The organism is Flavobacterium sp. R1_16, from assembly GCF_057652095.1.
The window spans coordinates 627,367-641,019 of sequence record NZ_JBYFCG010000001.1 but is presented as its reverse complement, the minus strand read 5'-3'; the positions used below and the strand labels follow the sequence as shown (position 1 = coordinate 641,019).

Sequence of the window (13,653 nt, the reverse complement as noted above, 5' to 3'; positions counted from 1 at the left end):
AAAAAAATTAAGCTTTTATCCAATTAAAAAATTGAGCTAGTAGCTTTGCGAAGGCTTCATCTACTCCCCAAGTTGCCAAGGCAAACACAACTGAAAAAACAGCAACAACAATTGTTAAACGTTGTACTTCTTCCCATGCAGGCCAAGTAACGTTTGACTTTAATTCTTCGAATGCTTCTGATATATAATTAACAACTTTCATTATGATTTTGTTTTTGCACGGGCGGAGGGATTCGAACCCCCATCAACGGTTTTGGAGACCGCTATTCTACCCTTGAACTACGCCCGTTCGTGTTAAAAGCCAGTGCTGTTAAAAAACGACACTGGCTTTAAATTCTATTTTTCAGGATTAACCTACGATTTCAGTAACTTGTCCAGCACCTACTGTTCTACCACCTTCACGGATAGCGAAACGTAAACCTACGTTCATTGCAATTGGGCTTAACAATTCAACATCAATAGTCAAGTTATCACCAGGCATTACCATCTCTACACCCGCTGGTAAAGAAATAACTCCTGTTACGTCAGTTGTACGTACGTAGAACTGTGGACGGTAGTTATTGTGGAATGGAGTGTGACGTCCACCTTCTTCTTTTTTCAAGATATATACCTCAGCTTTGAATTTTTTGTGAGGTTTTACTGAACCTGGCTTAATAATAACCATACCTCTTTTGATATCAGCTTTATCAATACCTCTTAACAATAAACCTACGTTATCTCCAGCTTCACCTCTATCAAGGATTTTACGGAACATCTCAACTCCTGTAATTGTAGAAGTTAATTTTTCAGCTCCCATACCAATGATTTCAACAGCATCTCCAGTGTTAGCAATTCCAGTTTCGATACGACCTGTAGCAACAGTTCCACGACCTGTGATTGTAAATACGTCTTCAACTGGCATCAAGAATGGTTTAGCTACGTCACGCACTGGCTCTTCAATCCAAGCATCAACAGCTTCCATTAATTCAATAATTTTTGGTACCCAAGCTGGATCGTTGTTCAATCCACCTAAAGCTGAACCTTGAACTACTGGACTATTATCTCCATCATATTCGTAGAAAGACAATAAATCTCTAATTTCCATCTCAACTAACTCCAATAACTCAGCATCATCAACCATATCCACTTTGTTCATGAATACTACCATTCTTGGAATACCTACTTGACGTCCTAAAAGGATGTGCTCACGAGTTTGTGGCATTGGTCCATCAGTAGCAGCTACCACTAAGATAGCTCCATCCATTTGAGCAGCACCAGTAACCATGTTTTTTACGTAATCCGCGTGACCTGGACAGTCAACGTGTGCGTAGTGACGGTTAGCAGTTTCGTACTCAACGTGAGATGTATTAATAGTAATACCTCTTTCTTTTTCTTCTGGAGCGTTATCGATTTGATCAAACGATTTTGCTTGACAGTAACCAGCATCAGATAATACTTTCGTGATTGCAGCAGTTAAAGTAGTTTTTCCATGATCTACGTGTCCAATTGTACCTATATTTAAGTGCGGTTTGGAACGATTAAAATTTTCTTTTGCCATTTTGCTTAATTTTTAATCTTAGTTATATATTTATTAGTGTTCAAAATATTCATCTTTGAGCCAACTACGGGAATTGAACCCGTGACCTCTTCCTTACCAAGGAAGCACTCTACCCCTGAGCTAAGTCGGCAGAAGCCCCACCCCAGCCCTCCCCGAAAGGGAGGGAGTAGAGTCCTTTTTTTTAAGATTTAATGATTTTAAATTTTCGCAATCTAAAATCTGCAATCTAAAATTCATTCTAGTGGGGAGAGCAGGATTCGAACCTGCGAAGTTCACACAGCAGATTTACAGTCTGCCCTCGTTGGCCGCTTGAGTATCTCCCCAACTTTTAAATATCAAAAAAGAGCCGATAGAGGGACTCGAACCCACGACCTGCTGATTACAAATCAGCTGCTCTAGCCAGCTGAGCTACATCGGCTTATATAATAAAAAAAGTCCGCTATTTCTAACGGACTGCAAATGTATATCTTTTTGTTTTTTAATCAAAACATTTTTATTAAAAATTTAGATTAAATATGTGCATTGATTTTTTCTTTCCTTTTTATCAATGATCGCTCTAAAGATTCTGCTGACAACTCAATTGCTTCCTCAAATGTTTTGCATTGTTTTTTTACTATAAAATCATCGCCTGGTACATGAAGTTTAACCTCAACAATTTTATTTTCTTTATCACTTGTCTTTTCTACCTTCAAAAAAACGTCAGATGAAACAATTTTATCATAGTATTTTTCCAACTTATCCATTCTTTCTTGAATAAAATCGACCAGCTTTCTGTCAATAGTAAAATTAACAGCATTCAAATTTACCTTCATAATACATACTTTTAATGGTTATAATTTTTTAACTTATTTTGTATTCCTCGGATGTGCGTTCCCATACACTTTTTTGAGCTCTGACAAACTACTGTGCGTATACACTTGAGTAGAAGCCAAGCTAGAGTGCCCCAATAATTCTTTAACCGAATTGATATCTGCACCGTTATTCAACAAATGAGTTGCGAACGTATGTCTCAAAATATGAGGGCTCTTTTTTACCTTCTCCGAGACAATACTAAAGTAGTCATTTATTAAACGATAAACAAGAGAATCACTCATTTTAACTCCTTTTATAGTTAAGAAAAAATAATCCTCATCTTTAATCTGCTCTAAATTAGCTCTTTCAGGAAAATAAGATGTAATTTGTTGTGAAATAATTGGCAAAATCGGAAGAATTCTTTCCTTATTTCTTTTTCCCAGAACTTTTAGAGTATTGGTTGCATTATTAACATTAGAAACTTTAAGATGAATCAATTCTGTTCTCCTAATCCCTGTAGTATATAACAAATCAATAATCAATTTATCCCTAACTCCTTCGAATCCTTTGGGGTATTCAATACGATTTAAAACAGCATCTAATTCTTTTTCCGAGAAGGGAATTTGGAGATTTTTTGGCGTTTTTAATGCCTTATGCTTCAAGAGTGGGCTGACTTCAATTTGCTTTGTTTTTAACAAAAACCTGTAAAATGATTTGAGTGAGGATACTTTTCTATTCACAGATGTGTTTGAAATTCCATCGTCTACCAAAGAAACTATCCAACTTCTGATTTGGCTATAGTTTACTTCGTGAAGAGCATCTTGTTCAAACTCTTTTTGTAAAAAACTTTGAAAAAAAACAATATCGTTCAGATAAGCATTCACTGTATGTGGAGAATAGTTTTTCTCCAATAGTAAATAATCACGAAATGCATGAAGGATTTCTGCCATAAAAAAGTTTAGATTGCAGGTTTATCGCATAAAAAAACTGCTAGTATCAAAGATATTAAACTTTGATTACTAACAGTTATCTTATTTAAAGAAAATTGCTATTAACTTTCTAAACTGTCTTTCAAGTTTTGAATGTATGCCGCTTTCTGAATTTTCATTCTATGAGTTACAGAAGGTTTAATAAATGCAGTACGTGCTCTTAGTTGACGAACAGTTCCTGTTTTATCAAATTTTCTTTTATAGCGCTTTAATGCTCTATCGATATTTTCTCCGTCTTTAATTGGTATAATTAACATAATATAGACACCTCCTCTCGTTAAGGGTGCAAAAGTATATTTTTATTTTGAATTGTGAATTATAAATTATGAAAAAAATAAAAAAATACAGAGTATAACAATAGAGATTCTTTATTCTTTCAACAAATTTCTTGAAATTACTACTTTTTGAATTTCAGTAGTACCCTCTCCAATAGTACATAATTTAGCATCACGATAAAATTTTTCTACGGGGAAATCTTTAGTAAAACCATAGCCTCCATGAATTTGAACTGCTTCGCTTGCTATTTTTACACACATTTCTGAAGCATACATTTTAGCCATCGCTCCAGCGGTTGTAACCGGTTTATTATTTTGTTTTAAAGAAGCAGCTTTGTGTATCAATAATTCTGAAGCTTCAATTTCTGTAGCCATTTCTGCTAACTTAAATGCTATGGCTTGAAATTCAGAAATGGGTTTCCCAAACTGATGCCGCTCTTTAGAATACTTCAAGGCGGCTTCGTAAGCACCTTTTGCAATTCCTAATGACAAAGCTCCAATAGAAATTCGACCTCCATCTAAAATTTTCATAGCTTGAACAAAACCTTCCCCTACTTGACCTAATCTATTAGCATCTGGCACTCGGCAATTATCAAAAACTAATTCTGCAGTTTCGCTGGCTCGCATGCCTAATTTATTTTCTTTTTTTCCAGAAGCAAACCCTTGCATTCCTTTCTCAAGAACAAAAGCAGTAGTACCTTTAGAATCTCCTTTTTCGCCAGTTCTAACAATTACAACTGAAATATCGGCTGAAATCGCATGAGTAATAAAATTTTTAGACCCGTTAATAATCCAATCATTTCCCTTTCTCACTGCGGTTGTATTCATACGGGCGGCATCGGAACCTGTGTTGTGCTCTGTTAAACCCCAAGCTCCAATATGTTCACCAGTAGCTAATTTAGGAATCCATCGTTTTTTTTGTTCTTCTGTACCAAAGGTCAAAATATGATTTGTACACAGCGAATTGTGCGCCGCAACCGACAATCCTATCGAAGGATCGACTTTAGAAATCTCCTCGATAATAGTTATATATTCATGATAACCTAAGCCAGAGCCTCCCAATTCTTCGGGAACCAAAACCCCCATAAAACCCATAGCTCCTAATTTTTTAAATAATTCTTTGGGGAAAATTTGAGCCTCATCCCATTCCATAATATAGGGGCGAATATTTTGTTCTGCAAAATCTTTAATCGATTGTGCAATCATGGATTGGGTTTCATTGTATTCGAAATTCATATTTCGAGAGTTTAGTTAGAATTCCAAATATAAGACAATTATATTGGTTTTTTCCACTGGAAAGCCTTTGATTTTTATTAAATCCTCAGCGTTTTTTATTTCTCCATTCATACTCCTGTAGGTGACTATAGATTTAGCCAAAGGATATTTAAAATAAGGAAACTGCATCAATTCTTTTATTGTAGCTGTATTGATATTTATTTTTTTGATGTTAGGTATTACTTTGACTTTGAAGCTCTGATTCAGTTTTGAAATTACCTCTGGCGACAATCCCCAAATATCATTCATCTGTTCCATACTAACAAAAGCACCCAGCTTTTCTTTCTCTTTTAGAATTCGTTCGGATAGGCCATCACCTATTCCGTAAACTTTTTTTAAATCTTCTTGAGTTGCTTGATTGATGTCTAAAACAAGGGCACTCTCTTTTTTCGAAAAATCATTTTTTGTATACGATTTGAATTCTTTTTTGTTTTTTACCCAATCAGGAAATTTAAAATAAGGCGAAATAACATTCAGTAATGAATCTGAAACCTTTGTCACAGCCTGAAATTCTTGGGCCGAATTAACGTATTTATTGGTTTTTCTGAAAGCCAATAATCTATCTATTTCTTGAGTAGACATCCCAAGCTTGTATCCTTTAAAATCAGTTATGAAATTAGGATTAAAAGGATAAATTTTTGGAGTGTCGAACTCTGTTTGTTCTTTTGCTTTATCAATTTCTGTTTGTAAAGAAAGCCACTGTTGTTTTTCTGCACTGTTTTCATGAGTCTCAATTGAAGTAAAATCAATGAAAAAATAAGCCAATTGAAACACAATGATTAAGGTTAGCAATAAAAAAATACCTGCTCGTTGGGAAGCAGTATATTGGAAATAGGTTTTTATTTTAGACAATAGCATCGGAATCTATAATTTACAAATCAAAAACAGAACTTCTTTTTGCTCGAATTAAATCTTTAAGTCGCAACCAAAAAGCTAAAGTAAGATACACTCCAAACCAGAGTCCAGCGGTTACAAAAGAGATGTAAATAAAAAACAATCGAACGCTATTGGCGCGCATCCCTAATGTATCTGCCAATCGAGAGGAAACATGAAAGCCATGTTTTTCAAAGAAATATTTGAGTTGTAAAATTGGTGACATTGCTCTACTCTAATAAATGTAAATATACATATTTTCTAACTGTTTTTCAATAGTCTTGTTCCTATGGCACATTCTAAGCACCGCCCTTTGTCGCAATATTCATTTTTGAGTTGCAATAGAGATTGAGTATCCAATGCATTTTTAGATGGAATTCCAAAACTATCAAACTTTGTAACAACCCTATTTTTCTCGGCGACAACTTGTTGCATCAATTGTATTACATCTTCCGAAACTTCCTTTCCTTGACTTTTAGCATACAAAAATTGCAATGGAATAATTGTATTTATAACAAGCAAATCGATAAAAGATGTTGTTAATGCTTTCTTTTTCTTTGAACTTTCTTTATCAAATTGATAGTGATTTTGCCAATAGGAAGATACTGACACTTTAAAAATTTCATAGATTCCCTGAATCGAATTTAACTGAATGAGCTTTGAAAATAAATTTTGTTGACCATGGTATAAATTAGCCAATTGAGACAATCTTATCGTTGGGAAATTATCGGGTCGATGTTTAAAAAACTGAACTGGTTCTGAAATAAATTCCTCCATTTGATATTTTTGCGAAATGTAAACGTATCGTTTGCGCAACTCTTTAAAATACCTATCTTCCTTGTCAACGCTCAACAATCCAGCCTTAGCAAAAAATAATGCTTCAAGATTTTCGAGTTCAAAACTTTCTTTTCGTAGTATTGAAAAAGGAATAGATTGAGCAATTCGAAGAAACGTCTCTCCATTAGTATTCAAACCAAAATTTTTAGCTAAAAGACAAAACAAAAGAGCTTCCCAATCCTTACCTAACTTGAGTAACAATTCCTCTATCTGCTTTGATTTTCTTTCCAGACGTTCAAAAAAAAGTCGCTCTTGCCAATTTTTCAATTCGAATTCATCAATGGAGTGTAATTGTTTTTCACAAAAAATCCATGATTTGGGCGCTTTCAACGACGTATAATTATCCAGAACCTTTTTCGATACATAGTGCTTTAACTCTAAAACGGGTATCTCAGTGTTATCTTTTCTAAAAATTTCGGTATCGTGTTCCCAAACCACATGAAGAATGACACTATCATAAGCTTCATCTCTTTCGTGATGATGAACATACCAATCGGATGATTTTAGGTGAATTTCAATGTTTCCTGCCCATTTTTGATTGCCAATTGTAATTTGTGCATTAAAAAAGTCAGGCCCAGCCATTTGTAAATAACTCCCACTATTGATAATGGTAAGCGGCTCTCCATTTGAGGTTTTTAAATTTTCAATTTCAAAGTTTTTAAATTTCCAAAGATAATGGAGAAAATCTTCTTTCATTTTTTAGGCTTATAGATAATAGACTAAAGTACTAAAAAAATGAAAAAATCAAAACAAAATACTATTCTATTTCAATAAATATAGTTTGGCACAAGCTCTAGCATCAGAAAGTGCCTCGTGATGGTTTAGCGCAATATTCATTACTCTACAACAATCACTCAACTTAGTTGGTTTTAATCCTTTTGCTTTGTATATTTTAACGGTACATTCCCATCGTGAAGCAATATTCAAGTCTGAATACTCTAAACCATGAAGTGCCATAGTTTTTGCTAAAACATTCCTATCGAAACTTTCGTTATGAGCTACCACAATTTTATTTTGTAGTCGTTTCTTTATTTCAGGATACAACTCTGCAAATGATTTTGAATATAAGGTGTCTTTGGGATGAATTCCGTGAACTTGAATTGTAAATGGAGAATATACATTGTTTGGAGGTTGAATTAAAGTTACATATTCATCCACGATAACACCATTTTCAACAGACACAATTCCTACTGAGCAAGGATGATAGCCAGTTGCAGTTTCAAAATCTATTGCGACAAAAGTCATTGTATACTATTTATAAGATAAAATTATTTTATGGAACCAATTATATCCGACTTAGTGATGATGTGATGATTCCCATTTTCTAAATCTACTAAGACCGCCTGATTCTCTCTTGAGAATAACTTAGAAAGTTCTTCAATAGACGTTCCTAATTTCACAATTGGAAAAGGTTTACCCATGACTTCTTTGATAGGTTTATCGGCTACATCTTTATTGGCTACGTAACTTTGAAACAAATCGCTTTCATCTACAGAGCCTACAAATCCTGTAATATCAATCACTGGAATTTGAGAAATTTTATATTTACGCATGCGCTCTATGGCATGCGAAACTAATTCTTCGGTACGAACTACAATCAATGGTTTATCCCTATTGTCTTTGATAACATCCTCGGCTTTGGTCACATCTTCATCCAGAAAACCTCTTTCTCGCATCCAATCGTCATTGAACATTTTACCCACATAACGACTGCCCGAATCGTGAAATAAAACCACGATTACATCTTCTGGTTTAAAATGTTCCTTCAATTGCAGTAATCCTTTTATTGCGGCTCCAGCTGAATTCCCAACAAATATTCCTTCTTCTAAAGCAATTTTTCTAGTATAAACAGCTGCATCTTTATCTGTAACTTTTGTAAACCCATCTATGAGTGAAAAATCAACATTTTTAGGCAGAATATCTTCTCCAATACCTTCAGTGATATAGGAATAAATTTCGTTTTCATCGAATATTCCTGTCTCATGGTATTTTTTAAAAACAGAACCATAGGTATCTATGCCCCAAATTTTGATTTTAGGATTTTTTTCTTTTAAATATTTCGCTACACCAGAAATGGTACCTCCCGTTCCAACACCTACAATAAAATGAGTAATTTTACCTTTGGTTTGTTCCCAAATTTCAGGGCCAGTTTGTTCGTAATGAGCAATTGAATTTGATGGATTATCATATTGATTGACGTACCAAGAATTTGGAGTTTCCTCAGCTAATCTTCTTGAAACGGAATAGTACGAACGAGCGTCAGTAGGCTCGACATCTGTAGGACAAACGATAACCTTAGCTCCTACTGCTCTGAGAATATCCATTTTTTCTTTGGATTGCTTATCGGTAATGACGCAAATCAATTTATACCCTTTAACGATAGCTACTAATGCCAATCCCATTCCGGTATTTCCGGATGTACCTTCAATAATAGTTCCACCTGGTTTTAATCGACCGTCAGCTTCAGCATCCTCAATCATTTTAACGGCCATTCTGTCTTTGGCAGAGTTCCCAGGATTAAAAGTTTCTACCTTAGCCAAAACTAAAGCCTCAATCTCTGAGGTAATTTTTCTTAATTGAACTAAAGGCGTATTACCAATAGTCCCTAATATATTTTCAGAATAATTCATATATACGAACTTATATTGAATTTTTAATACTTCAACGCTCAAATATATGTATTTACTCTAAAATGGCGTGTAGCAATAATGTTAAGATTTTACTGAAAAAAGTTCCAAACTAATCCAAATCGGATTATAAAATCACGGTATGGATAATTGGGTGCAGAATAAAAGGTGTTGGTTGCAGAAAATGCAGAGTTGAAATGCTCTGCTTTGATAAAAATTCTAGTTTGACGAATTCTAGCATTTATAAAAAAATCACAATTGGCAAAGTCACCTATTTGCTTTTTGTTTTGAACAAAAAACTCAGAAATAATAGGGTTATAATCGTTTGCATAGTACTTTGTGAAATAGTTAAAAATAATCCCTGTTTGTAGATATAATGCTTTTTTAAAATAATAATTGGTAAAATACAGTGAATTTCTGGCTACTAACTCAGGAACATTTAAAACCTGATTGTCTTGATTTGTTTTTTGAAAAAGCAAGGTGTTGTCGAGTGCCAACTTCCAAAACTTAAACTCTTTATTTACTTTTAAGGAAAGATAATTTATTGTCTTATCATATTGCTCTGGAGCTACTAGCTGTATGGTATCATTGCTACTCGTATCTTGAAAATATAAAAAATCCTTCAAAGTACTTGCCTGCAATGTGGTATTCACCCATTTTGTTTTTGCATCAATAGTAATTGTATTATTTTTTTCGTTTTTAAAATCATTATACCAATTATAATGAACATAACTACTTTGATGTAAATTATAAATATGGTTTGGAAGTTCGTTATTGTTTTGATACTGAAAGCTTATCTGATTTTCATCGTTAATCTTATAATTAAGATGGGCTTCGATAGTAGTTAATGATTGATTTGTAATGGAATTTGAATACAAAAATTTGCCCTTCCACTTATTTTTTTGATATTCGTACTGCCCTCCAAAAGAATTAATTTCGTCATTTAATGAACTTGGAATTAATTGATTCGAAAGAACAAAAACAGAATTATAGTAATAATTATATCTAAAATCATCGATGAAAAACTGAAATTTTCCTAAAATAGTATTTTCATATTCTAAACCAATTTTATTGTATACTCTGTTGTATCGCACTTGGTCATTAATTCCTTTTGTAACAAAGGAATCACCAAATCTATTTACTTTTTTATCCCCAATAGTTGACGCTACTGTTGCTTGATTGTACTCGAAAAACTTGTACTCGTAATTAAATTGATGCTTTAGAGTCAAATTATTGCTACCTTCTTTTGAATTAATTCTAAAATTATGATCAAAAAATAGTCTTTTGCCTTTCATAAACGTTTTAGCATCCGTCAAAAACACCTCTAAACGTTGTCTTTCTTTATAATCAGGATTTTTACTTTCAAAATCTGAAGTCGTCGTAGTACCTCCATTCTCTCCATTCTCAGAATCTTGACCTGTAAAATGTAAATTTAAAAAATAACGCTTGTTTTTGGTATTATAGCTTGATGTGAAAGTAAAATTCCCATTACTTGAAAGCTGATTGATGTATTTACCCAAAGATCGCAAACCCTTATATGCCAGAGAGAAATTAAATCTTTCAGAAGTATTGAGAGTTATAAAAACATCCGAACTTTGTCCTTGTTGCATGACTGTCTTAAAATACATTTCGGTTAAAGGAGTAGCAACAGAATAATAATTAATATCTCCAACTTCAAGATAATTAAAATGCTTGGCTTTGTATCCAAACTCTGGGTAAGATGTAGAGCGAATTAATCCATAGTGCAATGTAGTGTAGGTATGTCCTTCGTTTGCAAAAGGCAATAGTCCAAAGTTGTCTTTTCTAAGATAATTGAATTCGTACTCCTTTTTAATAGTTAATGAAGTATCAACAAAGGTAGTATCTCTATCTAAAGAAATTATTTTATAGGAGCTAATGGGTGCTTTTTGAGCTTTTTCTTTCGCTTTTTGTTCCTCAGTTTTAATAAGGCTTCGCTTGGGTTTCTCTTGAACAGGTTCTTGCGAAAAAGCCAAAAGTGTAAAAACTAAAAATAAAGCCGAAAATGCAATTTTCATAATGAGATGTAATGTGGGGCAAAAATAAGTATTTGTTTCTTAATGGCATAAAATAGGATTAAAACTTACATCCTCAAATAAAAAAACCATCCGCATATTGGGATGGTTTTCTTTTAAAAATCTCTATTTACTATTTCTTCTCAGCATGTACTCTATAAGTACCTGTTTGAGAGGAACCTGTATTATCAGTACCAAAACGCAAACGATAGGTAAAATCAAGTGTTTTTAAACCTGCTGAAAACTTGCCAGGAAACCCTTCTACAAATACATCTCCATTTGCAGTTCCACCATCAAATAAATAATTATCTAAAAAAGGAGGAAACTTAATTTGGAAGTTAAAAGGATCTGAATCGTCTAAAATCAAAATAGTTTGTGTGCTTGGATCAGCATTATAGATGTTACCCATAATAACTTCATTATCATTTTCTCCTGCGGTAACCTCAGAATCATAACTATCTACTCTTTCTTCTACCCCATCTACTGTTTCATATTCAACAACACTATACGTCCCTAACATATCCTCTCTCACAAAAGGAGTATATTGATAGACATTCAAAGTGAATTGGTTGTCAAAATCAGCAACCACTGCCCCGCTAACTTGATCCAAATTTAATACTATGATAGAAGGAACTGTTTGTGAATATTTATCGTAAGAGCCAAATTTCACTTTTATGTATCCAACATATTTATTAGCTGGAATAAATAAACTAGCATTGTCTATGATATACTGATCTGTAGTTGCAGTACTTGAAGCATCAACGCTAACAGAAATGGTTCTATCAACACTAGAAGCTACTGTAACACCAACCTCCAGAGTAGTTTCGGAATTAGGAATGTCTTGAACATAATAATCCTTGGTTGTACCTCCAGTAAAATAAGCAATCTGCCCATCTTCCGAATTATAAACTTCAGCACTTGGATCGTTACATGAAGTAAAGCCCAAAAAAGCTAAAGCAATAAATAAAAATATTTTTTTCATTTTTTAATTGTATTATGAATTAATAAGTAGGATTTTGAGACAATTTATCATTGGCAAAAATTGCTGCCTGAGGTATGGGCAACGTAAATCTATAATCTCCAGCGGGTAAATCCTCCGCAGTTGGGTTCAAGACTACATCTGATGGAATTCTATCTATTCCTAGATTAAAACGTTTCAAATCAAAAAATCGATGTCCTTCAAAAGCCAATTCTTTTCTTCTCTCTAATAAAATTTTGTCAATCGCATCTGCTTGATTTAAAAATGTAATATCTGGAAGTGCTGATGGGGTTAGCCTTCTAGCAGCTCTTAGTGTGTTGATAGCATCTGCTGCTGCTTCAAAATCTGGAGCGGCTTTTAAAGCCTGAGCTTCAGAAAGAATCAAATACATTTCCGCAACTCGAACCACTTTTATATCTGCTAAACCGTAGTCTGTTTCAGGACCAGAATATTTACCCACTTTCCAATTGGTTTGTGTACTTCCTGGTTCTATCAAGGCACCAGGTCTTCTTCTTACATCATTAGATTGAAACTTACTGAACAAATCATTAGAAACATTGTAGAAAATGTCTCCATTGTTATCTTGAAAAATTCGTCCAACATTTCCATCTCCTGAAACCCTTGCTAACTTATAAACAACTTCAGCATTCGAGGCATCTGCCCAAATATCGATGTATTCTGATGCATCGGCAAGAGGAACTGCATTAATTACTTCAGTAGAGAATGTAATCGCATCATTATATTCTTTAGAATACAATGCAATTCTAGCACGGATTGCTTGAACAGCAAGAGGCGTAATTCGTGTAACATCACTGTTGTCACTTACTTCGTTCAATATACTGTAAGATGTCTCTAAATCTTTTTTCACAAAAGACATTACTTGGCCCACTGTATTTCTTGCCAGCTTTTCAAACACAATAGTTTTATTTACTATTGGAATGGCTAAAGCATTAGGGTCAGTATATGAGGTAGCAAAAAAACGTAATAAATCAAAATGAGCAATAGCTCTAATAGCTATTAATTCAGCATAAATTTTCTGTTTTTCTTTCTTCTCTTCTTCAGTTACTGCTGACACATTATCCATTTTAGACAGAACAATGTTGGCACTATTTATTGTCCCATAAAGACCTGAGTAATATGCTTCTGGTTCATCTGTAGCAGTATTAACAGACCATGTATGAACAGCGACACCTGCACCTCTATTTCCTATCCCTTTTCTACATTCATCTGTGAAATAAGCCGACCATTCTATAAAACTTTGTCCCCCAATCGCTCCATATACACCAGTTGTAGCTAGTCTCAATTGAGCCATAGTTGTGATAGCATTAGAATCGGTAATCTCATCTTTTGGATCTACATTAATAGCATCCTCACAGGCAACAAAAAGGATGGCAAATAATGGTATTAAAAATATATTTTTGATTTTCATAGGTATA

General features: G+C 33.8%; 14 protein-coding genes and 4 tRNA genes. All 18 read right to left on the bottom strand.

Annotated elements, in window-relative coordinates:
* Window positions 1–7: 7 nt before the first annotated feature.
* Window positions 8–205 carry a preprotein translocase subunit SecE gene (gene secE / locus AC23L6_RS02880; RefSeq protein WP_487560890.1) on the bottom strand — a complete coding sequence of 66 codons (198 nt, stop codon included), beginning with the start codon at window positions 203–205 and terminating at the stop codon, window positions 8–10.
* Window positions 206–218: 13 nt separating this feature from the next.
* Window positions 219–289: transfer RNA gene (locus tag AC23L6_RS02875), tRNA-Trp, on the bottom strand.
* A gap of 60 nt (window positions 290–349) precedes the next feature.
* Window positions 350–1,537 (bottom strand): elongation factor Tu, encoded by a 1,188-nt coding sequence (gene tuf, locus AC23L6_RS02870; protein ID WP_487560793.1) that lies wholly within the window; start codon window positions 1,535–1,537, stop codon window positions 350–352.
* A gap of 58 nt (window positions 1,538–1,595) precedes the next feature.
* Window positions 1,596–1,667, bottom strand: a tRNA-Thr gene (locus tag AC23L6_RS02865).
* Window positions 1,668–1,779: 112 nt separating this feature from the next.
* A tRNA-Tyr gene (locus AC23L6_RS02860) sits at window positions 1,780–1,860 on the bottom strand.
* A 21-nt stretch (window positions 1,861–1,881) separates the two neighbouring features.
* A tRNA-Thr gene (locus AC23L6_RS02855) sits at window positions 1,882–1,955 on the bottom strand.
* A gap of 91 nt (window positions 1,956–2,046) precedes the next feature.
* Window positions 2,047–2,349: a ribosome hibernation-promoting factor, HPF/YfiA family gene (gene hpf, locus AC23L6_RS02850; protein ID WP_487560792.1), complete on the bottom strand. Its 303-nt coding sequence runs from the start codon at window positions 2,347–2,349 to the stop codon at window positions 2,047–2,049.
* Between the two features lie 33 nt (window positions 2,350–2,382).
* Window positions 2,383–3,279 carry a tyrosine-type recombinase/integrase gene (locus AC23L6_RS02845; RefSeq protein WP_487560791.1) on the bottom strand — a complete coding sequence of 299 codons (897 nt, stop codon included), beginning with the start codon at window positions 3,277–3,279 and terminating at the stop codon, window positions 2,383–2,385.
* A 101-nt stretch (window positions 3,280–3,380) separates the two neighbouring features.
* On the bottom strand, window positions 3,381–3,575 hold the full coding sequence (gene rpsU, locus AC23L6_RS02840) for a 30S ribosomal protein S21 (RefSeq protein WP_487560790.1): 195 nt from the start codon (window positions 3,573–3,575) through the stop codon (window positions 3,381–3,383).
* Window positions 3,576–3,686: 111 nt separating this feature from the next.
* Window positions 3,687–4,829, bottom strand: coding sequence for an acyl-CoA dehydrogenase family protein (locus AC23L6_RS02835; RefSeq protein ID WP_487560789.1), 1,143 nt, complete (start codon window positions 4,827–4,829; stop codon window positions 3,687–3,689).
* Window positions 4,830–4,844: 15 nt separating this feature from the next.
* Entirely contained in the window at window positions 4,845–5,726 is an 882-nt protein-coding gene (locus AC23L6_RS02830; protein ID WP_487560788.1) for a ComEA family DNA-binding protein, read from the bottom strand.
* Window positions 5,727–5,739: 13 nt separating this feature from the next.
* Window positions 5,740–5,967, bottom strand: a complete 228-nt coding sequence (locus tag AC23L6_RS02825) for a PspC domain-containing protein (protein WP_487560787.1) — start codon at window positions 5,965–5,967, stop codon at window positions 5,740–5,742.
* 35 nt (window positions 5,968–6,002) lie between these two features.
* Entirely contained in the window at window positions 6,003–7,274 is a 1,272-nt protein-coding gene (locus AC23L6_RS02820; protein ID WP_487560786.1) for a DUF2851 family protein, read from the bottom strand.
* Window positions 7,275–7,340: 66 nt separating this feature from the next.
* Window positions 7,341–7,823 carry a 3'-5' exonuclease gene (locus AC23L6_RS02815; RefSeq protein WP_487560784.1) on the bottom strand — a complete coding sequence of 161 codons (483 nt, stop codon included), beginning with the start codon at window positions 7,821–7,823 and terminating at the stop codon, window positions 7,341–7,343.
* Between the two features lie 23 nt (window positions 7,824–7,846).
* The gene (locus tag AC23L6_RS02810; protein WP_487560783.1) at window positions 7,847–9,208 is read right to left on the bottom strand and encodes a pyridoxal-phosphate dependent enzyme; all 1,362 of its coding nucleotides are present in this window, start codon (window positions 9,206–9,208) and stop codon (window positions 7,847–7,849) included.
* A gap of 89 nt (window positions 9,209–9,297) precedes the next feature.
* A complete protein-coding gene (locus AC23L6_RS02805) occupies window positions 9,298–11,241 on the bottom strand; it encodes a putative porin (protein WP_487560782.1) in 1,944 nt (647 codons plus the stop codon).
* A 130-nt stretch (window positions 11,242–11,371) separates the two neighbouring features.
* On the bottom strand, window positions 11,372–12,220 hold the full coding sequence (locus tag AC23L6_RS02800) for a hypothetical protein (protein ID WP_487560781.1): 849 nt from the start codon (window positions 12,218–12,220) through the stop codon (window positions 11,372–11,374).
* A 19-nt stretch (window positions 12,221–12,239) separates the two neighbouring features.
* Window positions 12,240–13,646, bottom strand: coding sequence for a RagB/SusD family nutrient uptake outer membrane protein (locus AC23L6_RS02795; protein ID WP_487560780.1), 1,407 nt, complete (start codon window positions 13,644–13,646; stop codon window positions 12,240–12,242).
* Window positions 13,647–13,653 lie beyond the last annotated feature (7 nt).

Coding starts and splice junctions, on each gene's coding strand:
- tuf (WP_487560793.1), bottom strand. CDS start 1,537: ATGGCAAAAGAAAATTTTAATCGTTCCAAACCGCACTTAAATATAGGT.
- AC23L6_RS02810 (WP_487560783.1), bottom strand. CDS start 9,208: ATGAATTATTCTGAAAATATATTAGGGACTATTGGTAATACGCCTTTA.
- AC23L6_RS02845 (WP_487560791.1), bottom strand. CDS start 3,279: ATGGCAGAAATCCTTCATGCATTTCGTGATTATTTACTATTGGAGAAA.
- AC23L6_RS02795 (WP_487560780.1), bottom strand. CDS start 13,646: ATGAAAATCAAAAATATATTTTTAATACCATTATTTGCCATCCTTTTT.
- AC23L6_RS02805 (WP_487560782.1), bottom strand. CDS start 11,241: ATGAAAATTGCATTTTCGGCTTTATTTTTAGTTTTTACACTTTTGGCT.
- rpsU (WP_487560790.1), bottom strand. CDS start 3,575: ATGTTAATTATACCAATTAAAGACGGAGAAAATATCGATAGAGCATTA.
- AC23L6_RS02835 (WP_487560789.1), bottom strand. CDS start 4,829: ATGAATTTCGAATACAATGAAACCCAATCCATGATTGCACAATCGATT.
- AC23L6_RS02825 (WP_487560787.1), bottom strand. CDS start 5,967: ATGTCACCAATTTTACAACTCAAATATTTCTTTGAAAAACATGGCTTT.
- AC23L6_RS02820 (WP_487560786.1), bottom strand. CDS start 7,274: ATGAAAGAAGATTTTCTCCATTATCTTTGGAAATTTAAAAACTTTGAA.
- AC23L6_RS02830 (WP_487560788.1), bottom strand. CDS start 5,726: ATGCTATTGTCTAAAATAAAAACCTATTTCCAATATACTGCTTCCCAA.
- AC23L6_RS02815 (WP_487560784.1), bottom strand. CDS start 7,823: ATGACTTTTGTCGCAATAGATTTTGAAACTGCAACTGGCTATCATCCT.
- hpf (WP_487560792.1), bottom strand. CDS start 2,349: ATGAAGGTAAATTTGAATGCTGTTAATTTTACTATTGACAGAAAGCTG.
- AC23L6_RS02800 (WP_487560781.1), bottom strand. CDS start 12,220: ATGAAAAAAATATTTTTATTTATTGCTTTAGCTTTTTTGGGCTTTACT.